The 24,732-nt window shown below is 36.6% G+C and carries 31 protein-coding genes, 1 pseudogene, 1 riboswitch and 1 other annotated feature; of the genes and pseudogenes, 21 read left to right on the top strand and 11 right to left on the bottom strand.

The window, feature by feature from the left end:
* Positions 1 to 97: 97 nt before the first annotated feature.
* Positions 98 to 318 (bottom strand) — a binding site (T-box leader).
* A gap of 145 nt (positions 319 to 463) precedes the next feature.
* The 8 genes from V7183_RS01530 to V7183_RS01565 all read left to right on the top strand — a co-directional run bounded on the left by V7183_RS01530 (position 464) and on the right by V7183_RS01565 (position 7,221).
* Positions 464 to 820: a hypothetical protein gene (locus tag V7183_RS01530; RefSeq protein WP_335358481.1), complete on the top strand. Its 357-nt coding sequence runs from the start codon at positions 464 to 466 to the stop codon at positions 818 to 820.
* Positions 821 to 896: 76 nt separating this feature from the next.
* Positions 897 to 2,330 (top strand): adenosylmethionine--8-amino-7-oxononanoate transaminase, encoded by a 1,434-nt coding sequence (gene bioA, locus V7183_RS01535; protein WP_335358482.1) that lies wholly within the window; start codon positions 897 to 899, stop codon positions 2,328 to 2,330.
* Positions 2,330 to 3,058: a dethiobiotin synthase gene (gene bioD, locus V7183_RS01540; RefSeq protein ID WP_335358483.1), complete on the top strand. Its 729-nt coding sequence runs from the start codon at positions 2,330 to 2,332 to the stop codon at positions 3,056 to 3,058. The genes bioA and bioD overlap by 1 nt, the downstream gene beginning before the upstream one ends.
* On the top strand, positions 3,024 to 4,211 hold the full coding sequence (gene bioF, locus V7183_RS01545; protein WP_335358484.1) for an 8-amino-7-oxononanoate synthase: 1,188 nt from the start codon (positions 3,024 to 3,026) through the stop codon (positions 4,209 to 4,211). Before bioD ends, bioF begins: the two co-directional genes overlap by 35 nt.
* Entirely contained in the window at positions 4,208 to 4,948 is a 741-nt protein-coding gene (locus V7183_RS01550) for an alpha/beta fold hydrolase (RefSeq protein WP_335358485.1), read from the top strand. Before bioF ends, V7183_RS01550 begins: the two co-directional genes overlap by 4 nt.
* On the top strand, positions 4,914 to 5,771 hold the full coding sequence (gene bioC / locus V7183_RS01555) for a malonyl-ACP O-methyltransferase BioC (protein ID WP_097896772.1): 858 nt from the start codon (positions 4,914 to 4,916) through the stop codon (positions 5,769 to 5,771). Before V7183_RS01550 ends, bioC begins: the two co-directional genes overlap by 35 nt.
* Positions 5,725 to 6,723: a biotin synthase BioB gene (gene bioB / locus V7183_RS01560; RefSeq protein WP_335358486.1), complete on the top strand. Its 999-nt coding sequence runs from the start codon at positions 5,725 to 5,727 to the stop codon at positions 6,721 to 6,723. The genes bioC and bioB overlap by 47 nt, the downstream gene beginning before the upstream one ends.
* A gap of 177 nt (positions 6,724 to 6,900) precedes the next feature.
* Positions 6,901 to 7,221, top strand: coding sequence for a hypothetical protein (locus V7183_RS01565; protein ID WP_097896770.1), 321 nt, complete (start codon positions 6,901 to 6,903; stop codon positions 7,219 to 7,221).
* Positions 7,222 to 7,362: 141 nt separating this feature from the next.
* On the opposite strand, the gene ribH is transcribed toward V7183_RS01565, so the two are convergent.
* From ribH to V7183_RS01590, 5 genes and pseudogenes are all read right to left on the bottom strand, one after another.
* Positions 7,363 to 7,824 carry a 6,7-dimethyl-8-ribityllumazine synthase gene (ribH, locus tag V7183_RS01570; RefSeq protein ID WP_097896769.1) on the bottom strand — a complete coding sequence of 154 codons (462 nt, stop codon included), beginning with the start codon at positions 7,822 to 7,824 and terminating at the stop codon, positions 7,363 to 7,365.
* Positions 7,825 to 7,856: 32 nt separating this feature from the next.
* On the bottom strand, positions 7,857 to 9,050 hold the full coding sequence (locus V7183_RS01575; RefSeq protein ID WP_335358487.1) for a bifunctional 3,4-dihydroxy-2-butanone-4-phosphate synthase/GTP cyclohydrolase II: 1,194 nt from the start codon (positions 9,048 to 9,050) through the stop codon (positions 7,857 to 7,859).
* Positions 9,051 to 9,062: 12 nt separating this feature from the next.
* Positions 9,063 to 9,707 carry a riboflavin synthase gene (gene ribE, locus V7183_RS01580; protein ID WP_335358488.1) on the bottom strand — a complete coding sequence of 215 codons (645 nt, stop codon included), beginning with the start codon at positions 9,705 to 9,707 and terminating at the stop codon, positions 9,063 to 9,065.
* Entirely contained in the window at positions 9,689 to 10,801 is a 1,113-nt protein-coding gene (ribD, locus tag V7183_RS01585) for a bifunctional diaminohydroxyphosphoribosylaminopyrimidine deaminase/5-amino-6-(5-phosphoribosylamino)uracil reductase RibD (protein WP_335358489.1), read from the bottom strand. Before ribD ends, ribE begins: the two co-directional genes overlap by 19 nt.
* Before the next feature lie 306 nt (positions 10,802 to 11,107).
* Positions 11,108 to 11,252: riboswitch (FMN riboswitch) on the bottom strand.
* Positions 11,253 to 11,444: 192 nt separating this feature from the next.
* Positions 11,445 to 11,686, bottom strand: a pseudogene (locus V7183_RS01590) (CDGSH iron-sulfur domain-containing protein).
* A gap of 103 nt (positions 11,687 to 11,789) precedes the next feature.
* Between V7183_RS01590 and V7183_RS01595 the strand changes: the two are divergent.
* A complete protein-coding gene (locus V7183_RS01595; protein WP_097896765.1) occupies positions 11,790 to 12,035 on the top strand; it encodes a DUF2552 family protein in 246 nt (81 codons plus the stop codon).
* A 16-nt stretch (positions 12,036 to 12,051) separates the two neighbouring features.
* Here the strand turns inward: V7183_RS01595 and V7183_RS01600 are convergent, their stop codons facing one another.
* Positions 12,052 to 12,975: an alpha/beta hydrolase gene (locus tag V7183_RS01600; RefSeq protein WP_335358490.1), complete on the bottom strand. Its 924-nt coding sequence runs from the start codon at positions 12,973 to 12,975 to the stop codon at positions 12,052 to 12,054.
* An 86-nt stretch (positions 12,976 to 13,061) separates the two neighbouring features.
* On the opposite strand from V7183_RS01600, the gene V7183_RS01605 reads away from it, so the two are divergent.
* Positions 13,062 to 13,538: a GNAT family N-acetyltransferase gene (locus V7183_RS01605; protein WP_335358491.1), complete on the top strand. Its 477-nt coding sequence runs from the start codon at positions 13,062 to 13,064 to the stop codon at positions 13,536 to 13,538.
* 112 nt (positions 13,539 to 13,650) lie between these two features.
* Entirely contained in the window at positions 13,651 to 14,577 is a 927-nt protein-coding gene (locus V7183_RS01610) for a LacI family DNA-binding transcriptional regulator (protein WP_335358492.1), read from the top strand.
* A 211-nt stretch (positions 14,578 to 14,788) separates the two neighbouring features.
* On the opposite strand, the gene V7183_RS01615 is transcribed toward V7183_RS01610, so the two are convergent.
* Entirely contained in the window at positions 14,789 to 15,790 is a 1,002-nt protein-coding gene (locus V7183_RS01615; protein ID WP_335358493.1) for an alpha/beta fold hydrolase, read from the bottom strand.
* 132 nt (positions 15,791 to 15,922) lie between these two features.
* Between V7183_RS01615 and V7183_RS01620 the strand changes: the two genes are divergently transcribed.
* Positions 15,923 to 16,399, top strand: a complete 477-nt coding sequence (locus V7183_RS01620) for a ribbon-helix-helix domain-containing protein (RefSeq protein ID WP_335358494.1) — start codon at positions 15,923 to 15,925, stop codon at positions 16,397 to 16,399.
* A gap of 103 nt (positions 16,400 to 16,502) precedes the next feature.
* Here the strand turns inward: V7183_RS01620 and V7183_RS01625 are convergent, their stop codons facing one another.
* Positions 16,503 to 16,946, bottom strand: coding sequence for a ferritin-like domain-containing protein (locus V7183_RS01625; protein ID WP_097896759.1), 444 nt, complete (start codon positions 16,944 to 16,946; stop codon positions 16,503 to 16,505).
* 155 nt (positions 16,947 to 17,101) lie between these two features.
* On the opposite strand from V7183_RS01625, the gene V7183_RS01630 reads away from it, so the two are divergent.
* From V7183_RS01630 to V7183_RS01645, 4 genes are all read left to right on the top strand, one after another.
* Positions 17,102 to 17,353 carry a YqkE family protein gene (locus V7183_RS01630; protein ID WP_335358495.1) on the top strand — a complete coding sequence of 84 codons (252 nt, stop codon included), beginning with the start codon at positions 17,102 to 17,104 and terminating at the stop codon, positions 17,351 to 17,353.
* Between the two features lie 69 nt (positions 17,354 to 17,422).
* On the top strand, positions 17,423 to 17,947 hold the full coding sequence (locus tag V7183_RS01635) for a GrpB family protein (protein WP_097896758.1): 525 nt from the start codon (positions 17,423 to 17,425) through the stop codon (positions 17,945 to 17,947).
* Between the two features lie 34 nt (positions 17,948 to 17,981).
* The gene (locus tag V7183_RS01640) at positions 17,982 to 18,485 is read left to right on the top strand and encodes a DNA topology modulation protein (RefSeq protein ID WP_335358496.1); all 504 of its coding nucleotides are present in this window, start codon (positions 17,982 to 17,984) and stop codon (positions 18,483 to 18,485) included.
* 228 nt (positions 18,486 to 18,713) lie between these two features.
* A complete protein-coding gene (locus V7183_RS01645; RefSeq protein ID WP_335358497.1) occupies positions 18,714 to 19,541 on the top strand; it encodes an aldo/keto reductase in 828 nt (275 codons plus the stop codon).
* A gap of 31 nt (positions 19,542 to 19,572) precedes the next feature.
* Here the strand turns inward: V7183_RS01645 and V7183_RS01650 are convergent, their stop codons facing one another.
* Both V7183_RS01650 and mciZ read right to left on the bottom strand, forming a co-directional pair.
* Positions 19,573 to 20,487 carry an aldo/keto reductase gene (locus V7183_RS01650; RefSeq protein ID WP_335358498.1) on the bottom strand — a complete coding sequence of 305 codons (915 nt, stop codon included), beginning with the start codon at positions 20,485 to 20,487 and terminating at the stop codon, positions 19,573 to 19,575.
* Between the two features lie 128 nt (positions 20,488 to 20,615).
* Positions 20,616 to 20,750: a Z-ring formation inhibitor MciZ gene (mciZ, locus tag V7183_RS01655; protein ID WP_097896754.1), complete on the bottom strand. Its 135-nt coding sequence runs from the start codon at positions 20,748 to 20,750 to the stop codon at positions 20,616 to 20,618.
* Between the two features lie 74 nt (positions 20,751 to 20,824).
* Between mciZ and V7183_RS01660 the strand changes: the two genes are divergently transcribed.
* Positions 20,825 to 21,364, top strand: coding sequence for an NUDIX hydrolase (locus V7183_RS01660; protein WP_097896753.1), 540 nt, complete (start codon positions 20,825 to 20,827; stop codon positions 21,362 to 21,364).
* Positions 21,365 to 21,386: 22 nt separating this feature from the next.
* On the opposite strand, the gene V7183_RS01665 is transcribed toward V7183_RS01660, so the two are convergent.
* A complete protein-coding gene (locus V7183_RS01665) occupies positions 21,387 to 21,938 on the bottom strand; it encodes a GNAT family N-acetyltransferase (protein WP_335358499.1) in 552 nt (183 codons plus the stop codon).
* 125 nt (positions 21,939 to 22,063) lie between these two features.
* On the opposite strand from V7183_RS01665, the gene spoIIM reads away from it, so the two are divergent.
* From spoIIM to xerD, 4 genes are all read left to right on the top strand, one after another.
* Positions 22,064 to 22,711, top strand: coding sequence for a stage II sporulation protein M (gene spoIIM, locus V7183_RS01670; RefSeq protein WP_097896751.1), 648 nt, complete (start codon positions 22,064 to 22,066; stop codon positions 22,709 to 22,711).
* Between the two features lie 107 nt (positions 22,712 to 22,818).
* Positions 22,819 to 23,274, top strand: a complete 456-nt coding sequence (gene fur, locus V7183_RS01675; protein WP_097896750.1) for a ferric iron uptake transcriptional regulator — start codon at positions 22,819 to 22,821, stop codon at positions 23,272 to 23,274.
* A gap of 103 nt (positions 23,275 to 23,377) precedes the next feature.
* On the top strand, positions 23,378 to 23,608 hold the full coding sequence (locus V7183_RS01680) for a YqzK family protein (protein ID WP_335358500.1): 231 nt from the start codon (positions 23,378 to 23,380) through the stop codon (positions 23,606 to 23,608).
* Between the two features lie 6 nt (positions 23,609 to 23,614).
* Complete coding sequence (gene xerD, locus V7183_RS01685; protein WP_097896748.1) at positions 23,615 to 24,505, top strand: site-specific tyrosine recombinase XerD; 891 nt, start codon at positions 23,615 to 23,617, stop codon at positions 24,503 to 24,505.
* The last annotated feature ends 227 nt before the right edge of the window (positions 24,506 to 24,732 follow it).

Consider the following 24,732-nt stretch of genomic DNA (forward strand, 5'->3'; position numbering starts at 1 on the left):
AAATCGCGGTACCACCCTAGCTTGTGAAATGAAGATAACACAAAATAAAGGGAGGAAATACACACCAAAGAAAATAAAAAAACGCCCCTGCAATATATGCAGGGACGAAAAAATCGCGGTACCACCCTAAATTGTGAAACAGTTTCATTTCACCACTCTGTAGAAATAACGGTCCATAACCGTCTTTTACTACTCCAAACGTTTCGTAAAAGAAGCTCCAGGGGGTAATTCATAATTCGTTCTGTACTGGTTCGCACCAACCACCAGCTCTCTGAAATCAGGAAACGAAATACTACTAAATCCTATCATCGCCGATTCATATGATGTTAGTTAAATTTTTATCACATATCTATCTCATATGTCAACAAATATATTTATTGTTTTTTTTAAGAAAATAATGGGAGAATGTTTTTTAACTACCTCATTTGTGCGTTATAATGAAAATGAAAAGGGGGGGAAGTGAATGAAGAAAAAAGTACTTCTTTTTACAACCTTACTTATTCTTGGTGGCGGCGCGGGGATTTATACAGCACTTGCAGCATCACCAGATCAATCGAAACAAAAAAATGTGCAGAAAGCAGAAACAAAGGAATTAGAAAAGGTGAAGGAAGAACAGAATAAGGAGAAAACAGCGGCTAAATTAGGGGTTTCTCTTGAAGGGAAAACAGAGAAAGAGATTCAAAAAGAGCTAAATACAGCGAGATTTGAGAAGCGTCACGAATTGTTAATAGAACATGCAAAGCAACTTGGAATTGATACAGAAGGAAAGAAAGATGAGGAAATTATTTTGGAAATCGGAAAGATTCAACACGGAGAGTAAAACGACTTATCTTATGATAAGTCGTTCTTTTTTAAGAACTCAATAATTAAAAATAATTGACAGTGTTCTGGTTTTAATGTTAACTATATTTATATTAAAGTTAACATTAGGGGTGACAATTGTGACTGTTAGTAGTAATACAAGTAAAAGAATAACTTATACATATGAAGATTTAGCAGAAAAGAATAAAGCGTATGTATGGCATCCATTTACACAAATGAAAGGTTACTTAGCGGAAGATCCCGTTATTATTGAACGAGGAGAAGGACGTAAACTATATGATGTAAATGGCAATGGTTATTGGGATGGCGTTTCATCGATTTGGCTCAATGTTCATGGTCATCATGTTCCAGAATTAGATGAGGCAATTCGTGAACAATTAAATAAGGTTGCCCATTCTACTATGTTAGGACTTGCTAATGTACCATCTATTTTACTTGCAGAAAAGATCATTGATGTTGTTCCAGAAGGTTTGAAAAAAGTATTCTATTCAGATTCTGGTTCTACAGCTGTTGAAATTGCGATTAAGATGGCTTTTCAATATTGGCAGCATAAAGGAAAACCTGAAAAACAAAAGTTTGTTACATTAAAAGAAGCATACCACGGAGATACAATTGGGGCGGTTTCAGTAGGAGCGATTGATTTGTTTCATCAAGTGTATAGTTCGCTCTTATTCGATGCGATAAAAATGCCTTATCCATATACATATCGTTCTCCTTATGGAGATGACAAAGAACAAATTGTTCAAAAGCATTTGGAAGAAATGGAAGCACTATTGAAAGAAAAGCATGAAGAGATTGCAGCAATCATTGTAGAGCCATTAATGCAAGGTGCTGGTGGCATGATTACAATGCCGAAAGGATATTTGAAAGGCCTTCGCGATCTATGTACAACATATAATGTTTTATTCATTACAGATGAAGTAGCGACAGGATTTGGCCGTACAGGAAAAATGTTTGCTTGTGAACATGAAGAGGTTACACCTGACATTTTAACAGCTGGAAAAGGATTAACAGGTGGTTATTTGCCAGTGGCTATTACTGTGACAACAGATGAAATTTATAATGCTTTTTTAGGTGACTATGAAGAGCAAAAAACATTTTTCCATGGTCATAGTTATACAGGTAATCCATTAGGGTGCGCTGTGGCGATTGCGAATTTAGAACTTTATGAAAAAACAAATCTAGTAAAAGATGTTGCATATAAAGCGGACCATGTAGCAAAAAAATTGGAAGGACTGTATGAATACAAGCATGTTGGAGATATTCGTCAGTGTGGATTGATGATTGGTATTGAATTGGTGAAAAATAAGGAAACGAAACAGCCATTTGATTGGAATGAGCGAGTAGGTATGGAAGTTTGTAAACGCTCAAGAGAACTAGGAATGATTTTACGTCCGCTCGGTAACACAATTGTATTTATGCCACCGTTAGCATCTAAGATAGATGAGATTGATGAAATGTTGCGCATTTTATATCAAGCAATTGCAGATGTTACGGAGGGAGAATAATGAGCGGCTTTTTTATAACAGCAACGGATACGGAAGTTGGGAAAACCGTTGTTACAGGTGCTTTAGCAGGAGTACTTAGAAATCGTGGATATAACATAGGAGTATATAAGCCATTGCAAAGTGGACATATTGCCTCGAATCCAGAAGGTGACGCAGCTAGATTGAAAGCTGCATCAGGAGTAGTGACAGAGACTCATAGAATTTGTCCTTATTCTATTGAAGAACCTCTTGCACTAAGACTTGCCATGAAGCGAGCAGGAAAAACTGTAACGTTGGCACAAATTACATCTCATTATAATGAATTGATAGAAGAATTTGATAGTTTATTTGTAGAAGGAGCAGGTGGTCTTGCAGTTCCATTCACAGAAGATGCTTTAGTTGTTGATTTTGCAAAGGAATTAAAACTACCACTTATTATTGTGGCACGTCCGACATTGGGGACTGTGAATCATACTGTTTTAACGATTTCCTATGCGAAAGCACATGGTTTAACAATTATTGGTGTTATTTTATCTGGTTGCAAAGAATGTGAGATGGAACGAGTGCAGGAAAATAAAGAGATGATTGAAGAATTAAGTGGTGTGCCAGTTCTTGGATTACTGCCAGAGCTTAGAGAAGGGGTTACGCGCGAGGAATTATTAGAAGCAGCGAAAGACCATATTATGATTTCAAAATTAGAGGAGTTCATCCAAAATGGATCAAACGTGGCGCGCACATCTTCAATCTAAAATAGAGCATCTAAAGGAACGAGCACAGTATCGTCGTTTATATGTAACGGAGCAGTCCGAAGAAACATGGCTGATTCGAAATGGTCAAAAGATGTTGAATTTAGCATCGAATAATTATTTAGGATTAGCAGGAGATGAAAGGTTAAAAGAGGCCGCTATTATAGCGACAAATCGATATGGCACTGGAGCAACGGCATCACGTCTTGTCGTAGGGAATCATCCATTATATGCAGAGGCTGAAACGAGTATATGTAATTGGAAAGAAACTGAAAAAGCAATAATTATGAATAGTGGATATACTGCAAATGTTGGGGCGATTTCTTCTTTAGTGGGTCGTCACGACATTGTTTTTAGTGATAAGTTGAATCATGCAAGTATTGTTGATGGGATTGTACTTAGTGGCGCAGAACATAAAAGGTATCGTCATAATGATTTGGAACATTTAGAGAAATTATTACGAATCGCACCACTTACAAAACGAAAATTAATTGTAACAGACACAATTTTTAGCATGGATGGTGACGTTGCACACCTGAAGGAGTTAATCATGCTAAAAGAAAAGTATGGAGCACTTCTCATGGTTGATGAAGCACATGCAGGTGGAATATATGGGAAAGATAGCGCTGGTTTAGCACATATGGAACAAGGGCTTTCTGAGGGAATTGACATTCATATGGGAACGTTTAGTAAAGCATTAGGGTGTTATGGTGCATATTTGGCAGGAGATGCCATTTGTATGGATTATATGAAGAATATGATGAGAAGCTTTATTTTCACTACCGCTTTACCACCAGGAACACTCGGTGCAATGAAGAGGGCAATTGAAATTGTTAAAGAAGATGAGACGAGACGATTTCAACTTTTAGAAAACGGAACATATTTCCGCAATGCTTTGCAAGAAGCAGGCTTTAACATTGGTGATAGTTCAACACATATCATCCCTGTTATTACGAGAACGAATGAAACTGTGATGCGTTTTAGTGAGAAATTACAGGAAGTCGGTATTGCAGCGATTGCAATTCGGCCACCAACAGTTCCGCAAAATAGTTCACGAATTCGATTTGCGGTTACCTCTCAGCACTTAAAATCTGATTTGGAATGGGCTATTGAGCAGATTACTCGAATTGGTAAAGAAGAGGGGATCTTGGTATGAAACAGCTGAAGCTTATTTTTATTCCTGGATGGGGCATGGAAGAAGAGGTATATGCTGCATTATTCTCATACTTTCAAGACTATTCTGTTCAAGTTATTTCATGGCGTAATATGAAAACAGATCGCGATTTTGTAGAGCGAGTGATAGAGGAGGCAGCTGGACAAGAGGTGGTTTTAGTTGGCTGGTCACTCGGAGCATTGGCTGCTCTTCAAGCTTGCAAACAAGTACGAACGAAAGGAATGGTTTTAATAGGTGGTACAGCTAAGTTTACAGTAGCTGAAGACTATACGAGTGGATGGAACAGTTCTTTTGTAGAACGAATGAAAAGAAATTTGACAAAGCGAAAAGCCGATACATTGAAGCGCTTCTATACAAGTATGTTTGCAAAGCAAGAGATGCGTGATAGAGAAAAATTTGAAAGTATTGCAGAGCGTTTTCTAGGCGATTCCACCGAATCTTTACAGCTTGGGCTTGATTATTTAATAGAGACGGATATGAGAAGTCAATTGGAGCACCTAAAGATGCCGCTATTACTTCTTCATGGAGAAAAGGATACAATATGTCCGCTTTCCGCCGCTTATTATATACAAGAGAATGCGAATGCAACACTTAGAGTCATAGATGGAGCGGGGCATGCACTTTGCATAACGAATTTTGAATATTGTGCAAATGAAATTAACAAGTTTGTAGAGGGGATACAAAATGATCAACAAAACGTTACTACAGAAACGATTTAATGGAGCAGCTGTATCCTATGATCAACATGCAAATGTCCAAAAAAAGATGGCTCATTACTTACTTTCTAGATTAAAGGAACAGTATAACGAGATGTCTTCAATCCGTATTTTAGAGCTGGGATGCGGGACAGGGTATGTAACAGAACAGCTAGCGATTTCATTTCCAAAAGCTCATATTACAGCTATTGATTTCGCTGAAAGTATGATTGCTGTTGCAAAAACAAGACGTCATGTGGATGCTGTTACATTTCGGTGTGAAGACATTGAAAATCTTATAGTAGATGAATCGTATGATGTCATTATTTCAAATGCAACATTTCAATGGTTAAATGATTTACAAGCAACGCTCGAAAATTTATATCGTTATTTGTCCAATGGTGGTTTGCTATTGTTTTCAACGTTTGGAAATCAAACGTTTCAAGAGCTTCATGCAGCATTTCAACGTGCTAAAGAAGAAAGAAATATACAAAACAGTGTCTCTGTTGGACAACGCTTTTTAACAACAGAACAGTTGCAAGATGTATGTGAGATTGGAACAGGGGATGTTCATGTTTCTGAAACATGTTACATAGAAAAATTTGCTGAAGTTCGGGAGTTTCTGCAGTCCATTCGGAAAGTAGGCGCAACGAATAGCAATGAAGAATCTTATTGTCAAAGTCCTTCTATCTTTCGAACAATGATTCGTATATACGAAAGAGATTTTACGGAAGAAGGGGAGATTGTGGCAACGTATCATGCTTTATTTGCCTATATTGAAAAAGAGGGGAAGAGAAAGAATGAAACAAGTACAAACAAGAACAGATTGGAAACAAATTGCATCTGAAGTAGTAGAGGGTAGACATATAACGAAAGAGGAAGCGATAGCGATTTTAGAAGCCGATGATACAGAAGTATTAGAAATTATGAATGCAGCTTATATCATTCGCCATCACCATTTTGGTAAAAAAGTGAAATTAAATATGATTATTAATACGAAATCTGGATTATGTCCAGAAGATTGTGGGTACTGTTCGCAGTCTATCGTTTCAGAAGCTCCAATCGATAAGTATGCATGGTTAACACAAGAAAAAATTGTTGAAGGAGCACACGAAGCCGTTCGTCGTAAGGCGGGCACTTATTGCATTGTTGCATCCGGACGTCGTCCAACGGATAAAGAAGTAAATCATGTGATTGGAGCAGTAAAAGAAATCAGGGAAACAACAGATTTAAAAATTTGCTGCTGCTTAGGATTTTTAAATGAGGATCAAGCAGGACGCTTAGCAGAAGCGGGTGTTCATCGTTATAACCATAACTTAAACACACATGCAAACAATTACGATAGCATTTGTTCAACACATACGTATGATGATCGCGTGGATACAGTAGAAAAAGCGAAGCAAGCTGGTATTTCTCCATGTTCTGGTGCAATCTTTGGAATGGGAGAAACGCCAGAACAGCGTGTTGAAATTGCATTTGAATTACAACGTTTAGATGCGGATTCTATTCCATGCAACTTCCTTGTTGCTGTAAAAGGGACGCCGCTTGAAGGACAGAAGGAATTAACGCCAGTAGAATGTTTAAAAGTGTTAGCGATGATGCGCTTTGTGAATCCGTCAAAAGAAATTCGAATTTCCGGTGGTCGCGAAATTAATTTGCGTTCTGTACAGCCTCTTGGTTTATTCGCAGCAAATTCAATCTTTGTTGGTGATTATTTAACAACAGCTGGCCAAGAGCCAACAGCAGACTGGGGTATGATTGAAGATTTAGGATTTGAAATTGAGGAATGTGCATTATAAAATGTGAAAAACAAGCTCCTTGCCGGGCTTGTTTTTTTGTAAATAAACTGTAATAAAATGTTTAGAAGCCTTTATGGAAGCGAGTTTTCCTAAAAAATATAAAATGTGTGGACGAATTTTCCAACCTGTAATTGTACATAGTAAAAGTGTAATTCATATTGGGTTGGAGGATCTTACATGCATAAATATATACTAGCTATTATGACTCTTCTTATTTTATTAAAAGCAATTAGTGCTGATCCAGTGAAAGCAGCAAAAAATCCTGAACAGAAAGAAATGCAACAAAGAATAGAACAACATTTTCGAACAAAAGCGGAACATTTTGGTATTGAGACTGAGGGAAAAGACTTAAAGGAAGTGCGGAAAGAAATTCATATTGTAGAGGAAGAAAAGAAGAGAGAAAATGTTTGGAAAATCGCCCAAAATCTTCGTATTAAAACAGAGGGTAAAACGATGGATGAATTGATAAAAGATGTGCGGAAAAAAGTGAAGAAATAACAATTTATGGGCAGTCATACCCCCACAATAACATTTAGTGAAAGTAAAGGCTAGGTGGGGGATGAACGACCCGTAAAGCTCGATTGATGAGGACTAATAATCGGTGAGAATGAAGAAATCGAGACTGATTAAAGTTTCACTTTAAGCCCATTGTTTTGATAAATGTGCCATTTCAATAGCGGCAACTGCAGATTCGTATCCTTTATTTCCTGCTTTTGTACCTGCACGTTCGATCGCTTGTTCAATTGTCTCAGTTGTTAATACACCAAAGATAACCGGAATTCCTGTTTGCAGTGATAGAGATGCAACACCTTTTGCTACTTCATTACAAACATAATCATAATGCGATGTAGCACCACGAATTACTGTACCAAGTGTAATGACTGCATCGTATTTGCCGCTATTTGCCATCTTTTTAGCGATTAATGGAATTTCAAATGCCCCTGGAACCCATGCGATATCAATGTCGTTTTCTTCTACACCATGGCGCTTTAATCCATCTAATGCACCGCCTAATAGTTTACTCGTAATAAATTCATTAAAACGTCCAACAACAACTCCGACTTTTAATCCTGTACCAACTAAATGACCTTCGAATACCATAATATATCTCTCCTTTAATTATAATGAATAGATTATAAGTTTAATAAGTGACCTAATTTTTTTACTTTTGTTTGTAAATATGTTTTGTTTTCTTCTTTTGTGGGCATTTGCAATGGTACGCGTTCAACAACTTCTAATTCATAACCTTGCAAGCCAGCAATTTTTCTTGGATTATTCGTTAATAGTCGCAGCTTTTGTAAACCTAGCTCCTTTAAAATTTGTGCACCAATGCCGTAATCGCGAAGATCTGCTGGAAAACCTAGCTTTTCATTTGCCTCCACAGTATCTAGTCCTTTTTCTTGTAACTTGTATGCACGGAGTTTATTAAGTAGCCCAATTCCGCGGCCTTCTTGCCTCATATAAAGAAGAACACCTTTTCCTTCACGCTCAATTTGAGCAAGAGCAGCATGAAGTTGTGGGCCACAATCGCAGCGGCATGAGCCGAAAACATCGCCAGTTAAGCATTCGGAATGAACGCGTACGAGAACGGGTTCATCTGTTGAAATCTCTCCTTTTACAAGAGCGATATGTTCTTTTTGATCTAATGAATTAGAGTAGCCGATTGCATGAAACGTACCGAAATCTGTTGGCAATGTAATTTCAACCTCTCTTGTTACGAGCGTTTCATGATGGCGGCGATAGGCGATTAAATCTTCAATGGTAATCATTTTAATATCAAATTGTTTTGCAACTTGGAACAGATCAGGAACACGCGCCATTGTACCGTCTTCATTTATGATTTCACAAATGACACCCGCCGGTTCTGCACCGCACAATTTCGCTAAATCAACAGCCGCTTCGGTATGTCCTGCGCGCCGAAGAACGCCACCATCTTTTGCAATTAACGGAAAGATATGCCCAGGACGATTAAAGTCGTTTCCTTTAGATGCTGGATTTAATAATTCGCGCACAGTTGCCGCACGTTCATGGGCACTAATGCCTGTTGTTGTAGAAATATGATCAATGCTTACTGTGAACGCAGTATGATGAGAATCTGTATTATGGGACACCATAGGCTCTAGTTGTAAGCGCTCTGCATATTGCTCCGTAATTGGTACACAGACGAGACCACGGCCATGTGTAATCATAAAATTAATTGTTTCTGGTGTAATGTACTCTGCTAAAGCAATAAAATCGCCTTCGTTTTCGCGGTTTTCATCATCACATACAATAACGACTTTTCCTTGTTTTAAATCTTCTAGTGCTTCTTCAATCCGATGAAACATTGTGTATCCCCCTTATAGAAATCCGTTTTCTTGTAAAAAACTTTCTGTAACTGAACTACCTCGCTTTGCTGGCTTTGAAATAAAATGCTCGATATATTTTCCAATCATGTCACATTCAATGTTCACAATATCTCCAGCTACCTTTTCACCAATAATAGATTCGCTTACTGTGTGCGGGATGAGTGAGATTGTAATGGAAGATTCATCTATATCAAATATTGTTAAACTTGTACCATCAACAGCCACAGATCCTTTTTGTAAACAATACCGAAGTAAATCATTTGGAATTCCAATTTTGTAATATATAGCATTGAAGTGCTGTTTTTTACTTACAATGGTACCGACTCCATCAATATGACCTGTGACAAAGTGCCCACCAAAGCGTCCGTTTGCAGCCATTGCTCGTTCTAAATTCACTTTAGAACGAGGCTTTAGCATACAAAGTGACGTTGATTTCATTGTTTCAGGCATGGCATCAACAGTAAAAGAAGATGCGGTAAAAGAAGTAACGGTTAAACAGATTCCGTTAACAGCGATACTATCACCTAATTTGACGTCGGATAAAATCGAATTTGCATGGATGGTTAGTTCCATTGCTTCTCCGCTTTGCTTTATATTCGAAATAGTTCCTAGCTCTTCTACAATCCCTGTAAACATGTAGGCACCTCACTTCGCTTACTTGCAATGATTTTTATATCATCGCCAATTTGTTTCATCTCTTGAATTTCTAAGGAAAGTGCATCTTGCAGTTTTATAAAACCAGTACCACCAAACCAAGTTGGTGCATCTTTTCCACCAATTAATTTTGGACTTATATAGGTCACGATTTCATTGAAGCATTTAGCTTCTAAAAAGCTTGCATGGACCGATTGTCCCCCCTCAATAAGGAGTGAAAGAATTTGCTTCTCTCCAAGAAGAGAAAGGAGGTCCCGTACTTCAATTTGACTCTTTTTCATCTGAAATACAGATACATTTTGAGATTCATAAGCATCTATTTTTTCTTTTCTTACATTTTTTCCAACAATGATCCATGTTGGCGCTAACCCATCAGTAATGACATGAGAGGACTGCGGAATTCGTAAGTGTGTATCTAAAATAATTCGAATCGGATTTTGTCCACCGTTTGGAAGCCTGGTTGTTAAATGTGGATTATCGGTTATCACAGTATTTACGCCAACAAGAATGGCATCGTGTGTATGACGGTATTGATGAACGTCCTTACGAGCTTTTTCACCTGTAATCCATTTACTTTCTCCAGTAACGGTCGCTATTTTTCCATCCAAACTCATTGCGGTCTTTATTGTTACAAATGGCTGTTTTGTTTTCATGTAGTGAAAAAAGTATCGGTTTAATGAGAGGGATTCCTCTTCAAGAACACCAGTCGTTACATGGATCCCTGCATCTTGTAACCGTTTTTTGCCACTACCTGAAACAAGTGGATTGGAATCGAGAGAAGCAATTACAACACGTTTTACTTGCTTCTCAATGAGCAACTCACAGCATGGCGGTGTTTTTCCAAAATGACTGCATGGCTCAAGGGTTACGTATACAGTAGCGCCATACGCCTGATCACCTGCCATTTGAAGGGCATGAACCTCTGCATGCTCTTCACCTGCACGGAGATGGGCACCCATTCCGACGATGTTTCCATCTTTTACAACAACAGCACCGACCATTGGATTTGGACTCGTTTGCCCCATAGTACTTTGTGCTAACTGTAGGGCAATCCTCATATATTCTTGGTCTGTCATTCGCTTCACCTCTCCTAAGAAAAAATCAAAAAACCCCAAGGATATTATTATCCTTGGGGTTTGGGAGACGTGATTTCTAGAAATATAGTTCGAATACGAAAGTATAGGAAAGAAACCTAACGATGCTTGATATTTTTGCATTAGAAAGAAGCCTAGCAAACTATCAATTTTTCATACGCTAGTCGTATCTTTTTATTTCAGCATAAAAACATAGGTATATGAAATAAAACATATACAGTAAAGAGAATCTTTAAAAATGTGTATGCCAAAATAAGAGTGTATTCGCTATATATAAGCACTAGAAAACATATCCTTCTCCCATCCAGACTATACTGTCGGCCCTAGAGTTTCACTAGATCCACCGTTTCCAAACTTGAAAACGGGTCACGGACTTAGAAGTGTGCACTTCATCACCGCCGGTTGGGAATTTCACCCGACCCCGAAGGATGCTGTTTGCTCACATTATAGCACAAAAAAGAAAAAAGGATAGCAAAAAATATTTGAATGTGAAGAATTGTATGAAAATGAAGGGCGGAAAAACCATTGATAGATGAGAGAAGGAAAACAATATTTAGTAGGAAATATTGTCCGCTACGGGACATATAAGAAGCATGTACAAATGAATGTACATGCTTCTTAATGGTTATTTTGTTTCTGGAGCGCGAACGATAGATTCAAATTTCCCTTTATGTGAAGCATCGCAATAAGGCATGTTTTTTGATAAACCGCAGCGACATAAAGAAAATGCAGGTTTTGCTGGGAATACATTCCCTTGTGAATCAACTAATTCCACATCCCCTGTAATGCGAAACGAGCCATTATCATTCACTTTAATTTGTACTTTTGCCAACTTTATCCCTCCTTCCAAACGCTTAAGTCTATCATATAATTGGAGGGGAAACTTGACAATAAAAAAACCTCTCTTTGTCTCAAGCAGAGGAGAGTGTTATAATAACGTTTATAATTGACTATAGTAAGGTGACGAAACATGGATAAACAATTACTTACACTACAAAATATCGCAAATGAGCGCACTTGGGCATCATTTTTGAATGATAACCATCCATACAGTTTACTTCATTGGTCGATTGCAGGTGTGGGACAAGAACAGAAAGATGTGTGGCTGCTTCAAGATGAGGTAACCTTTCAAACGACGGAGTTCCCAACGCTTGATGAGGCAGTGAAGTGGATTGCGGAAAATATGGAACAAGTTACAGATGTTTTAGCGCAGTAACATGAAAAAAACAGGCTTACGCAAGCCTGTTTTTTGTTTCTTTTACATATGTTCCTAAAAATTGATCGATTGCAGCTTCGTATTCTTGTTTGTTTTCATTATAAGAGCAAGCGTGTGCACCATGCTCTGCAATATAGAGTTGCTTATTGTTCTCTTTTGCTTCATAGAGTGCTTTTGTCATATCGCATAAAATGTAATCATCGTCTTTACTATGAATAAAGAGAACGGGATTGTTTATATTCTTTATACAATCAATTGGTGAAACTTCACGTATCGTATAGCCATCACGCACTTTTAAAAATGCATTTGCTAAAGGCAATAATGGCCATTTTGGTAAATGGAATTCAGCCTTTAAACGGTGTTGTAGCTGCCCGTGAAAATCAGAGAAAGGACAATCTGCAATATAGAAATCGGCGCCGTCTTCTACGAGTCCTGCATATTGAAGAAGTGTTGCAGCTCCCATCGATTCACCATGAATACCTAAGATAATGTCTTTTCCAAAGCGATTTTTTAGCCAGTCAACTACAGACTTTAAATCGTGTTTTTCATAATAACCATAGCTCGTCGTTTTACCACCTGTTTTACCGTGGCGACGATGGTCATAAATAAATACGTTATATCCTCTACTTAAAAATAAGTTTGCATATTTGACAGAGTTTATTTTGTTTACAGTTACACCGTGACAAAAAATCATAAATTTATTGGAATGACCAGCAGGAATGTAGTATCCGTGAATATCATATCCAAATTGAGAAGGAATGTGAATTTCTTCTTTTGGAACCGCGTTAAAATCTTCTAAACGAAAATGTTTTTTCGTTTCACGCTCTAAAATTTCTTCCTCTGTTTTTTTCTTTAAATACATTACTTTATTGGTAAAGAAAATACCAATGCCAATTAACGCACCTAGTATAGTGAGTAATGCTGTGAAAAAACGTTTCATACCTTACCTCATCCTCCAAATACCTTTCCATCATTGTGATACACTTATATTGTATCACAATGATGGAAAAAGGGGAGAAGTAGAGCATGGTTCACATACAAAAAATTACAGAAGAAATGAGAGAAACAATTCGGCTGTTTATGTGTGAGAATTGGGGAAGTACACTGATGGTTTCAAGGGGAAGAGCTCATCGCTTAGACGAATTACCTGGTTTTGTTGCAGTTGAAAATAACAGAATAGTAGGAATTATAACCTTCGAATTAACAGAGAGTATTTGTGAGATTGTATCATTGGATAGCCTTGAAGAAAAGAAAGGAATTGGAACAAAGCTTGTAGAGTGTGTAATTGAGATGGCTCGGGAACAATGTTGTAAAAAGGTATGGTTAATTACTACAAATGACAATACAAATGCACTTCGTTTTTATCAGAAGCGTGATTTTACAATGACAAATTTGTATATTGATGCTGTGAAAGAGGCACGAAAGATAAAGAAAGAAATTCCATTTGTTGGCTATGATAACATCGAAATCTTGCATGAAATCCAACTAGAATGTAAGTTGTAAAAAGTTTGTTTTATGTAACAATTTTCAGAAATATAAAACAATTACCTTGACGAATGTCATATTTTGTTTTAGTTTAAAATTGTAAGCTATTACCATATTAAGGGGTGACGATGTGGCAACCATACGTGATGTTGCAAAATTGGCCGGTGTTTCAGTCGCAACCGTTTCACGAGTAATTAATGAAAAAGGGTATGTTCATGAAGATACAGTAAAACAAGTAAAGCAAGCAATTGAGGAATTACACTATAGACCGAATGGGGCAGCAAAAGCATTATTTAAAAAGTCCTCAACAATGATTGCTATACTCGTATCAAATTTACGTGATCCATCATACATAACTTTGCTTCGTTCAATAGAGGAAGCTGCATATAAAGAGGGTTATCAAATTATTGTTTGTAATATAGAAAATAAGAATGGATATATAGATATGCTGATACAAAGTGATATTGCTGGTGCTATTATGACGCGCGATGTATTTCGGCATCTGGGAAAACTATCGATTCCATTTGTTGTACTTGACGAAATAGTATCTCCTTTGGATTATTACGAAAGTGCTAGAAAAGCTGTAATTTTGCTAAAAGAAAAGGGTTGTCATTTTCTTGTTTATATTGGAGAAGAGACAGAAGATGAGGAAATGGAAGAACATGTATCTGGTTTTTTAGATACTGTTTGGGAAGAAGAACTTGCTTATCGAGAAGCAAGTCTCAAGGGATGCGAAGAAAATCAGCTCATTGAACTGTTACGAAAGTATCCTTACATAGATGGGATTGTAGCTTCAAGTGATATAGTCGCAATTTCGACTATTCGGGCGGCAATTGCTCTTGGTATCGATATACCAAAGCAGTTGCAAGTTGTTGGATTTAAAGGGAGTTTACAAGGGGAATGGGTTACGCCGTCATTGACAACGATTGAAAGCTCTTGTGAAAAGAAAGGGATATTGGCATTACAGCAGTTAGTCGGAAAAATAAAAAAGAAACACGTACAACAAGAAGCATTAGAAACAGAGTTTGTATTTGTTGAGAGAGAATCTACAAAGTAAAAAGGTGCGTTCAGTAAACGCACCTTTTTTATCATGTAATCGTAACGGTGACTCGGACACGCTACAAACTAAGCAGTAACATCACTGCTATTGCGATGAGTACAGCGCCCTAATCTTTATTCGGGTTGTACAATCTTTTACGGAGAGATCTGTTCACTAACCGAGTGAAGTTGCGACACATCATTATAAAATGTAAAAGGAGCACCGCCTGTTATTTATGTGAAAAAGATAACTCTTGTTTTATAGAGCTTAAAGATTCTGCGAACAGTTCAGGCTCTTCCAAATTTGGAGAGTGAGCGGAATTGGGGAACCAAATCATTTTTTTTATGGGCGCTTGAATCATATCGCAATATTGCTGGACAAGTGCATAAGGAGTTTGATAATCAAAGCGTCCAGAACAGAAATAAACAGGTACAGAAAGCCTTGAAATGGTAGAAAAGAAATCCACCGTAAGCATTTCTCCCCATAATGTTCCAGACTTCATGTTTCCTGCGAGAAATTTTAGCCAGTCTAGCCATGTATATTCTGAAGAAAGTAAGCCTTTGCGAATAAAAGAAAGCGAGGATCCATTTTGAACTGCACCTCCAAATGTACTAAGCCATCTTCTTTGAATAATAAGACGCTTCATATCTAGAAAAGGTGGTTTCCCTAGTTTCGTGAGTGAAGCTAATGCACGTGTGTGTCCGTGTTTTTTTGCGGAATGAATTAAGTGTTGGTACAATAGTTCCTCATTTTGTTTCATATGTACAATTTGACCAATGCCAATGTAGGCTTCGATGTATTCTGGATATGTATTTGCAATTTTTAAGCCGAGAATACTCCCCCATGAATGTCCAGCAAAGAATAATTTCTGCTTTTTAAAGCGAGAAAGAATGTATTGGATGACTTCACGTGTATCTGAAACGAATTGTTCAATTGTGAAAGGAGCTTGAATATCTCGTAATGAAAAGGATTTTCCTGCTCCACGTTGATCCCAATTGACAACGACAAAATGTTTTTCTAAGTCTTTTTGAAAGTGGCGAATGAATCCGATTTGTGCCATACCAGGGCCGCCGTGACAACAGAATAAAATAGGTTGATTCACGTCTTGACCACGTATAAGTAAGGATTGTTTACGACCGTTAATCATAACGCTTTCTATCGTAGCGATGCTGTTCGGAATCGGTTGCATATTTTCATTGTGAAATTGTGGAGTGCGGCTACGAAAAAGCATATGAAAAACCTCCTTTTCTTAAATGGTATGTATCGCACAGGCTCTCAAATTTGCATATACTGTTAGAAAATCATTGTATCATAACATACTAGCTGTATTTCAAGCATACGAGCTCGGGAAAGGGGGAAGAAAGTGACGATTGGAGAAATTATAGATCGCTTAAATAAACGTGAATCACTCGCTATTATTGCAAAACGCCTTGCAATGAGCCCGTATACATTGTCGAAAAAACTTAGAATGCTCGGATATGAATATGATGGTGAACAAAAGAAACGAATATTCATTGGAGAGGGAGAAGAGCCTCGGTATTTATATCTTCAAGAAGCCGTAGCGCTTCAATATGTAAAAATAGATTATCAAGTATTAATTTATGAACAATTACAAAGTATTTATGAATTGTTACAAAAAAGAGAAGGATGTATTCTTTTAACGCCAGAGAATTGTACAGAAAAGAAGAAACGTACTTTCTCTATATGTACGGAAGTTTTAGAACGTTTAGATATTGTATCTGTTGCAAAAGGAGTTCATAAGTCTCGAATTGTAGAAGAAGCGTTGAAAGAATTTTTACAAAGATACGAAGTGAGTGATGAATCGTATCCAGATAAATAAAAGAAAGGATACAATTCTTGATATCAGAGTATGTATCCTTTCTTTGTTAGCTAGTATGAATGAAAAAATGTTGGGGTAAACGGTGTTTAAATCTCGATTTATTTTATCCTTTTGTTTTAACAAAATAATATAGAAACCAAACGGCATGATTTTGTTCATCGGCTGCCGTTCTACGAAATACCTCTTTAATGTATTGATCTGTAGTATCATCTGCGATTTTTAAGTAAAAATCAACGGTTCGTTGCTCATCTTGTATTGCAAATTCTAATCCACTTACATAAGAATCTGGACATGGTTCAGTGATTTTTGGCTGAGGTTGTCTACCAGTTAAACGAATATAAATCTGTACAAATTGTTGAAAATGTTTTATTTCGTCTTGTCGGATTTCAAGAATTTGATCGCGTTCACTACCTTGTGGAGCTAAATTAGCTAATTTAGCATAGCAATGTATTGCACTATACTCTCCGTTAATGGCTTTTTCAATATCACGAATTAGCTTTTCATTTTGTCTGTATATCAAATTGTAATCATTTGAATAGGAATCCATTTGTTTACCTCCCAGTTTATGCTTAGATATCCTATGGAAAATTAAAATACTGGGTGCATATCCTCTAGAATGTATTTTAGGATCAATTGAATTTTTATTGTCTAGGATATGGAATTTCCCTTATAATGGAGAAAAAAGTAAAAGGTGAGCAAGATATGAAGAAAAAGAAACAAAGACAAACGCAAATGAATCAGACGGAGAAGGATTCAATCACAATTGGTGATCAATTAAATGAATCATTAATGCATCAATTGAAAAGCAAGAAGAAAGAATTACAAATAAGAGCGGAGCAAAAAGAAATAGAAGAACAGGAAAGAAAGCGTAAAGAGCAAAGAGAACGTGAAAAGAATAAATCATTTGAAGAACTGTTAGGCGAAAGTAATCTTACTTGGAAAGACTTTAAATAATGTCAAAAAATCATCAGTGGAATTGTACTGATGATTTTTTTACGATTTGATAAGAAAAGGGGAATTGGGATGAGAAAAATTGTAGTGGTTCCATATGAAAACCATTGGGTTGAGAAGTTTCAAATAGAAGCAAAGAGGTTAAAAGTAGCAATGCCAGAACCAGTGAAAATACATCATATTGGTAGTACATCAGTACCGGGACTTGCAGCAAAGCCCATTGTTGATATGATTATGGAAGTAGGAGATATTGAGAGAGTTGATAGTTGGGATGAGCGTTTTGAAGAACTTGGTTATATTGTAAAAGGTGAAAATGGCATTTCGGGTCGCCGTTTTTTTATTCATGGAACGGAAGAAAAACGTTCCTATCATTTACATGTATTTGAAACAGGAAATTCAGAAATTACACGTCATTTAGCGTTTCGTGATTACATGATGGCGAACTGTGAAGAAGCAGAAGCTTATGCAACATTAAAGAAAGAGTTGGCAGAAAAGTTTACATATGATGGAGATCAGTATACGGAAGGAAAGAATGATTTTGTGCGTGATATTGATGAGAAAGCAAAAGAATGGCTAGAAAATAACGCAGGCAAGTAAGCACGCGTTATTTTTAGTAGAAGGGGGAGAAGAGATGAGAAAGATTATGATTATTGGTTCTGGAGGGGCCGGGAAATCAACCTTTTCGCGACGATTAGGAGAAAGATTACAAATTCCTGTACACCATCTTGATGCTCTTTATTGGAAAGCGGGCTGGGAGCTAGCAAGTCGTGAGGAACAAATACAAGTGCAAAAAGGCTTAGTAACGCAAGATGCCTGGATTATCGATGGAAATTATGGTTTTACAATGGATATACGAGTAGAGGCCGCCGATACAATCATCTTTATTGATCTTCCAAGAATACAATGCTTATATCGTGTAGTAAAAAGAAGAATACAATATCATAATCAAACGCGTCCTGATATGGGAGAAGGATGCGATGAGCAATTAGATTTTGAGTTTTTGAAATGGGTATGGACGTATCCGAAGGTGAAGCGGCCTACTATTTTAGAAAAATTGCAGGCTGTTTCTACTGAGAAAAACATTATTATTTTTAAATCTGCAGCTGAAGTAGAAGGATTTTTACAGAAGTTATAAGACTCCGCTATTTGCGGGTTGTAAGACTTCAAGCTTAAGATACAGAGAGGTAGGGATAATTGCCAGTAAAAGCCTGATAGAAGTTCCACTTTATAAAATTATTATGTAAACTGTATATATTTTTTGACTTTTTTCGTGAATCTTGTTCAAATAAAGTTGATGGTTATAAAAATTTCGTAGCATTTGTCTATAAAATTTGCAGGAGAGCAGAAGGAGGAACGGACTATCATGTATATTCCAACAACTACACTTCATAATGGTGTAAAAATGCCGATGATTGGTTTAGGTGTTTATAAAGCAAAAGAAGGTGAAGAAGTAAAGCAAGCGGTAAAAACAGCTTTAGAAGTTGGATATCGTTCTATTGATACAGCGACTGTATATGAAAATGAAAGCGGTGTCGGAGAAGCGATTCGTGAATCCGGAATTGCACGTGAGGAATTATTTATTACGACAAAAGTATGGAATGACGATCAAGGATATGAGACGACACTTCAAGCATTTGAAAAAAGTTTGAAGAAATTACAAATGGATTATGTGGATTTATATTTAATTCATTGGCCGATAAGAGGGAAATATGTAGATACATATCGTGCTTTAGAGAAGTTATATGAAGAGGGAAAAGTACGTGCGATTGGTGTCTCTAATTTTCATCAGCATCATTTAGAGCAGCTCCTACCGAATTGCAATGTGAAGCCAATGGTAAACCAAGTGGAACTTCATCCAATGCTTGCGCAGTTTGAATTACGTGATTTTTGTCAAAATCAACAAATTCAAATGGAAGCCTGGAGCCCGTTAATGAGAGGGGGCGAAGTATTCCAGCATCCAATTATTCAGGAAATTGCTAGCAAGTATGAAAAAACACCTGCTCAAATTATTTTACGCTGGGATATTCAAAGTGGGATTGTAACAATCCCTAAATCTGTTACACCATCTCGCATTCAAGAGAACTTTACTATTTTTGATTTTTCATTAACAGAAGAAGAAATGAAGCGAATTGACACAATGGATCGTAATTTGCATGTTGGGACAAATCCTGATAAATACGATACCATGTAAAAAAAACGCTACCGAAAATGGTAGCGTTTTTTTAACGGTGCAATGTGTATGTATCATATTTAACAGCTGCTTGAATTTGTTTATATTCTTCAGTCGTTAACGGAGATTGATTGTTAGCTTGTACATTTTCTCGCAATTGCTGGATGGAGCTAGCGCCAGGAATAACAGCAGCAACAACTGGGTCATGTAAACAATAGCGAAGAGCTGTTTCGGTTGATGAACGCTCCTTTGTAATCTCTTTTACAGTAGCTAATGTTTTTATTAACTCGTTATAAGAATAAGAAAGATAATCTTTTTCTTTCACCTTTTCTATCTTTCTTTCATTGTTGTCAGTTAATAAACCTTTCGCAAGTGGCCCTCGCGCAATTATGCTAATTTGATGTTCCTGAAGCAGCGAAAACCATTCTTCTGGTCTACGATTTAATAGACTGTACTCCATTAATACACTAACGATGTTAGAACGTTTTGCATATTCACGAATGACATTTGGGCGAATAGAAGAAATGCCGTAATGACGAATGATACCTTCTTGTTTTAACTCTTCAAATGCTTCAATCGTTTCATCAATAGAATCTTGGATTGTCCCGCCGTGTAATTGGTATAAATCAATATAATCTGTTTGCAAGCGGCGTAAGCTTTCTTTTACTTCTGCTTTTATATAAGTTTTGGAAGGATCCCAAGACCAGCCGTTCTTTTCTTCTGTCCAGCGGTTTCCCACTTTCGTTGTCAGAACAATTTTGTCGCGTTTTCCTTTAAGAGCTTTTCCAACGAATTCTTCATTTAGTCCATAATCGTATAAATCTGCCGTATCAATAAAATTGATTCCTAGATCAATTGCTTCATGGATGATGCGAATTGCTTCACTTTCATTAGTACCAAGAGACATACAACCGAGGCCCATTTCTGTAATATATAAATCTGAACTTCCTAATTGTCGTTTTTTCATTGGTCAACCTCCTTGCTTGTATTGTACGAAAGTGGGAGAAGATTGACAAACGTTTACTGTTTGTAAAAGTACGATTGAGAGGCTTCATAATTTAGCAGGAGATGGAGAAAGTACTTACTGATTAAAACTCACTTTATTTTTTTGTTTGCGGTAATCCAGTCTTGTACCGTTTCGTATTCTTTTCCATATTGTTTTAGCTTATTACGAATTTGCCAAGCTTTTCCGACTAACGTGATACGATTTGGTAAAATATATACTTTCATTTTTATCACGCTCCTTTCAGTGTGGTAAAATGTATGAAGAACCATTAGGAAATAGAACAGGGAGATGAAATAGTGTGAGTAATCTTGCAGAGAGAACTGTGGCAACTGAACCGATTTTTGATGGGAAAGTTATTAAAGTTCGTGTTGATGAAGTAGTATTACCAAATGGAGAAGTGAGTAAACGTGAAATTGTAAATCATCCTGGTGCAGTTGCTATTATTGCTGTTACAGATGAAGGAAAGATTGTGCTTGTTGAACAGTATCGTAAGGCACTTGAAAAAGAGATTGTGGAAATTCCGGCTGGGAAATTAGAGCCTGGAGAAAAACCAGAAATAACAGCAGTCCGTGAATTAGAAGAAGAAACTGGTTACGTATGTGAGAAAATGGAATTCATCACATCTTTTTACACATCACCAGGTTTTGCTGATGAAATTTTATATGTATACAAAGCAACAGGACTAAAGAAAAAAGAAAATAAAGCAGCTTTAGATGAGGATGAATTTGTGGAATTAATGGAAGTGTCATTAGAAGAGGCGATTTCACTTATGCAAAATCAACGTATTCATGACGCAAAGACAATGTTTGCTGTGCAATACTTACAATTACAAAAATAAACACTCGCCTAAGGCGAGTGTTTTAATTAATTTTAGCATATACGCGTGTATCACGTAAGCTACCGTCAGGTGCAAGAAAATCATTTTCAAGTGTACCTTCTAAAATAAATTCAAGGCGTTCTGCTAAGGCACATACATTCGCATTTGTAGCATCGCAGCGAATCTCAATTCGTCTAGCGCCAAGCTTATCAAAAGCAAACTGAACGGCACCTTTCACAGCTTCTGTCATATATCCTTGTTTTGTATAAGCGCTATGTAACCAGAAATGAAGTGAAAACTTTGGAATATCCCAGTTCTCTGGTTGAAGAGTAAGGGCTCCGATAAATGTACCAGACACTTTATCATATAAGTGAAAAGCTAATGTTTCACGAAGTAAAAACTGTCCGTGAGCTTCTCGAACGATTTCTTCAGCGCTTTCTTCAGTTTCGGATGTAATTGGCATCCATGGTAGTAAGTCTTCTAAAGAAGCTTGAATTGCTTCATACATCTCTGTTCCGTCACCTGGAAATGGTTTACGTACTTGCAGACGTTCAGTTTGAAATAATGTTGGAAAATCTAATAATAATGGTTTCAAACGAAATCCCTCCTATTCTCTACTTTTAAGTTTAGCAAAGTGGAGCGGAATTTCAATCTTAATTAATCATACTTTTTTTCTTTCCTTCATACATTTTAGTAAGAGTGTGAACGGAGGGAAGAAAAATGTTGCGAAAAACTTGGCAAGACCGTGTAATTTCTCATATACAAGAAAATTCTTCACTTTACATATTTGTTTCTGTTTTACTACTGATGGGTGTAGTATTTGGGGCAATTCTTGTAAATAGTTTGCAGGTGAATCAAAAGCAAGATTTATCCTTTTACTTAAGTCGTTTTTTTGGACAAGTTTCCAAAGGCGAGTTTGCAATTGCAGGTGAAATGTTTCGAGAAAGTTACTTTTCACAATTAAAATACATTGGATTTATTTGGCTGTTAGGGATTTCTATTATTGGATTACCACTTATTTTTATTTTATTATTTTTAAAAGGAGTCGTTGTTGGATTTACAGTTGGTTTTTTAGTAAGTCAGCATGGCTGGAATGGATTATTATTAGCATTTGTCTCTGTATTACCACAAAATTTAATCATTATTCCAGCATTTCTTGTAATGACAACAATTGCTGCAAGTTTTTCTTTACGAATGATTAGGCATCAATTTATTCGGAAAATTAACGAGCCACTACTACCGTTATTAATCCGCTACACTTGCTTTTTTCTTATTATTGGTGCGATATTAGCGATCGCTTCTAGTATTGAAGCATATGCGTCGCCAGTCTTAATGAAAGAAGTCGTGGAGGTTATCAACAAAAAATAAATACTATGTGAGAATGATTATCAACTTATTTTGATTATTTTTTCTTTTGACAGAAGCCCTTCTTTTGATATAATGGTGTAAGAGTGGCGAGGAGGGAGTAGTACCGAATGGAAGAGAGAATTGAACGAATTAAGAAGCAATTGCATGCAGCGAGCTATAAATTGACACCACAGCGTGAAGCAACAGTTCGTGTGCTGCTGGAAAATGAAGAAGATCATTTAAGTGCAGAAGATGTTTACCTCCTTGTAAAAGAAAAGTCGCCAGAGATCGGATTAGCAACCGTCTATCGAACTTTAGAGTTATTATCTGAGTTAAAAGTTGTCGATAAGATTAACTTCGGAGACGGTGTTTCACGCTATGACTTACGTCAAGAAGGTGCACAGCGTTTCCATCATCATTTAATTTGTACAAAATGCGGTGCTGTACAAGAAATACAAGAAGATTTACTTGGTGAAGTGGAGAAAAAAGTAGAGCGAGACTGGAGCTTTAAGGTGAAAGATCATCGTTTAACTTTCCATGGGATTTGTAAAAATTGTCAAGAAAATGAAACGAATGAAAAATAACCTTTTCCTATCTAGCTAGGAAGAGGTTTTTTATTTGAATGAAGTATAAATCACTGAAAGCTTGGCATATGTTGTAATAACATATACTTTGGAGGAATTTACGATGCGCCGAGCTTTGAAATTAACTTATGATGGAGTGAAAGTATTTTTATTATTTACAAGTTGTACGATTTTGTTTTATTTCGCTATACTATGGATAAATGAAGAATATGAAAGTTACCACCGTTATGAAAAACTAAAAGAAGAGACAGTAGAAAAAGTATCAGGGAATGAGGAACCAGCAAAGGATGCTTTCGTAAATAGAATGATTTTTTTCTATGAAAATGGGGAGTAGTGTAGATTGGAAGATCAATTAAAAGATTTTATTCATTATATGATTGTTGAAAAAGGGCTGGCAAAAAATACAGTTGTATCCTATGAACGAGATTTAAAAAGTTATGTGAAGTATTTACAAAATGTGGAGCAAACAAAAACATTTCATGAAGTGACGCGGATACACATTGTTAATTTTTTGCAGTATTTAAAAGAAAATGGGAAATCTTCAAAAACATTAGCACGTCATATTGCATCTATCCGTTCATTTCATCAATTTTTACTTCGTGAACGGATTGTTGAGCATGATCCATCTGTACATATTGAAACACCACAAGGAGAACGGAAATTGCCGAAAGTATTATCAGTAAGTGAGGTAGAAGCATTACTTCAAACACCAAAAGTGATAAATGCATTCGGTGTTCGAGATAAGGCAATGTTAGAATTATTGTACGCAACAGGGCTCCGCGTTTCAGAATTAATCGCACTAAATTTAGAGGATGTTCATTTAACGATGGGATTTGTTCGCTGCATGGGAAAAGGAAATAAAGAAAGAATTATCCCGCTAGGAAGTTTAGCTACAGAGGCAATTCAGCGCTATATTGAAAAAGGAAGAAAAGAGTTGATGGGAAAAAAAACAGTGGATGCACTCTTTTTGAACCATCATGGTAATCGTTTATCTCGTCAAGGTTTTTGGAAAATTTTAAAACGATTAGCAAAAGAAGCGAATATTGAAAAAGAACTTACACCGCATACGTTGCGTCATTCTTTTGCTACGCATTTATTGGAAAATGGGGCAGATTTGCGTGCTGTACAAGAAATGCTTGGACATGCTGATATTTCCACAACACAAATCTATACACATGTTTCAAAAACGAGATTAAAAGATGTATATAAACAGTTTCACCCGAGAGCATAAATATTATGCTCTTTTTATTTTTTCATCTATATAAGTACAAATTGAAAAAACGATATAAAACCTTTCTTTCCCTGCTCCATGCCAAGCGAAAACAAAGAGAGAAAATAAGTAGCAGTCCCCTTTTGTTCTTCATAGCCGCGACTTATATGTTGGAAAATCAAAATGGATATATATTGCCAGAGCTAATTAGTAAACGAATTTATATATCCATCAATTAAAAAACCGAC

The sequence above is a fragment of the Bacillus sp. JJ1127 genome, from assembly GCF_036965845.1.
Taxonomy (GTDB): Bacteria; Bacillota; Bacilli; order Bacillales; family Bacillaceae_G; genus Bacillus_A.

What these genes read in the sequence shown, in the direction of transcription:
- V7183_RS01530 (WP_335358481.1), top strand. Translation starts at nt 464, where the DNA reads ATGAAGAAAAAAGTACTTCTTTTTACAACCTTACTTATTCTTGGTGGC.
- bioA (WP_335358482.1), top strand. Translation starts at nt 897, where the DNA reads ATGTTAACTATATTTATATTAAAGTTAACATTAGGGGTGACAATTGTG.
- bioD (WP_335358483.1), top strand. Translation starts at nt 2,330, where the DNA reads ATGAGCGGCTTTTTTATAACAGCAACGGATACGGAAGTTGGGAAAACC.
- bioF (WP_335358484.1), top strand. Translation starts at nt 3,024, where the DNA reads ATGGATCAAACGTGGCGCGCACATCTTCAATCTAAAATAGAGCATCTA.
- V7183_RS01550 (WP_335358485.1), top strand. Translation starts at nt 4,208, where the DNA reads ATGAAACAGCTGAAGCTTATTTTTATTCCTGGATGGGGCATGGAAGAA.
- bioC (WP_097896772.1), top strand. Translation starts at nt 4,914, where the DNA reads ATGATCAACAAAACGTTACTACAGAAACGATTTAATGGAGCAGCTGTA.
- bioB (WP_335358486.1), top strand. Translation starts at nt 5,725, where the DNA reads ATGAAACAAGTACAAACAAGAACAGATTGGAAACAAATTGCATCTGAA.
- V7183_RS01565 (WP_097896770.1), top strand. Translation starts at nt 6,901, where the DNA reads ATGCATAAATATATACTAGCTATTATGACTCTTCTTATTTTATTAAAA.
- ribH (WP_097896769.1), bottom strand. Translation starts at nt 7,824, where the DNA reads ATGGTATTCGAAGGTCATTTAGTTGGTACAGGATTAAAAGTCGGAGTT.
- V7183_RS01575 (WP_335358487.1), bottom strand. Translation starts at nt 9,050, where the DNA reads ATGTTTCATCGGATTGAAGAAGCACTAGAAGATTTAAAACAAGGAAAA.
- ribE (WP_335358488.1), bottom strand. Translation starts at nt 9,707, where the DNA reads ATGTTTACAGGGATTGTAGAAGAGCTAGGAACTATTTCGAATATAAAG.
- ribD (WP_335358489.1), bottom strand. Translation starts at nt 10,801, where the DNA reads ATGACAGACCAAGAATATATGAGGATTGCCCTACAGTTAGCACAAAGT.
- V7183_RS01595 (WP_097896765.1), top strand. Translation starts at nt 11,790, where the DNA reads ATGGATAAACAATTACTTACACTACAAAATATCGCAAATGAGCGCACT.
- V7183_RS01600 (WP_335358490.1), bottom strand. Translation starts at nt 12,975, where the DNA reads ATGAAACGTTTTTTCACAGCATTACTCACTATACTAGGTGCGTTAATT.
- V7183_RS01605 (WP_335358491.1), top strand. Translation starts at nt 13,062, where the DNA reads ATGGTTCACATACAAAAAATTACAGAAGAAATGAGAGAAACAATTCGG.
- V7183_RS01615 (WP_335358493.1), bottom strand. Translation starts at nt 15,790, where the DNA reads ATGCTTTTTCGTAGCCGCACTCCACAATTTCACAATGAAAATATGCAA.
- V7183_RS01625 (WP_097896759.1), bottom strand. Translation starts at nt 16,946, where the DNA reads ATGGATTCCTATTCAAATGATTACAATTTGATATACAGACAAAATGAA.
- V7183_RS01630 (WP_335358495.1), top strand. Translation starts at nt 17,102, where the DNA reads ATGAAGAAAAAGAAACAAAGACAAACGCAAATGAATCAGACGGAGAAG.
- V7183_RS01635 (WP_097896758.1), top strand. Translation starts at nt 17,423, where the DNA reads ATGAGAAAAATTGTAGTGGTTCCATATGAAAACCATTGGGTTGAGAAG.
- V7183_RS01640 (WP_335358496.1), top strand. Translation starts at nt 17,982, where the DNA reads ATGAGAAAGATTATGATTATTGGTTCTGGAGGGGCCGGGAAATCAACC.
- V7183_RS01645 (WP_335358497.1), top strand. Translation starts at nt 18,714, where the DNA reads ATGTATATTCCAACAACTACACTTCATAATGGTGTAAAAATGCCGATG.
- V7183_RS01650 (WP_335358498.1), bottom strand. Translation starts at nt 20,487, where the DNA reads ATGAAAAAACGACAATTAGGAAGTTCAGATTTATATATTACAGAAATG.
- mciZ (WP_097896754.1), bottom strand. Translation starts at nt 20,750, where the DNA reads ATGAAAGTATATATTTTACCAAATCGTATCACGTTAGTCGGAAAAGCT.
- spoIIM (WP_097896751.1), top strand. Translation starts at nt 22,064, where the DNA reads ATGTTGCGAAAAACTTGGCAAGACCGTGTAATTTCTCATATACAAGAA.
- fur (WP_097896750.1), top strand. Translation starts at nt 22,819, where the DNA reads ATGGAAGAGAGAATTGAACGAATTAAGAAGCAATTGCATGCAGCGAGC.
- V7183_RS01680 (WP_335358500.1), top strand. Translation starts at nt 23,378, where the DNA reads ATGCGCCGAGCTTTGAAATTAACTTATGATGGAGTGAAAGTATTTTTA.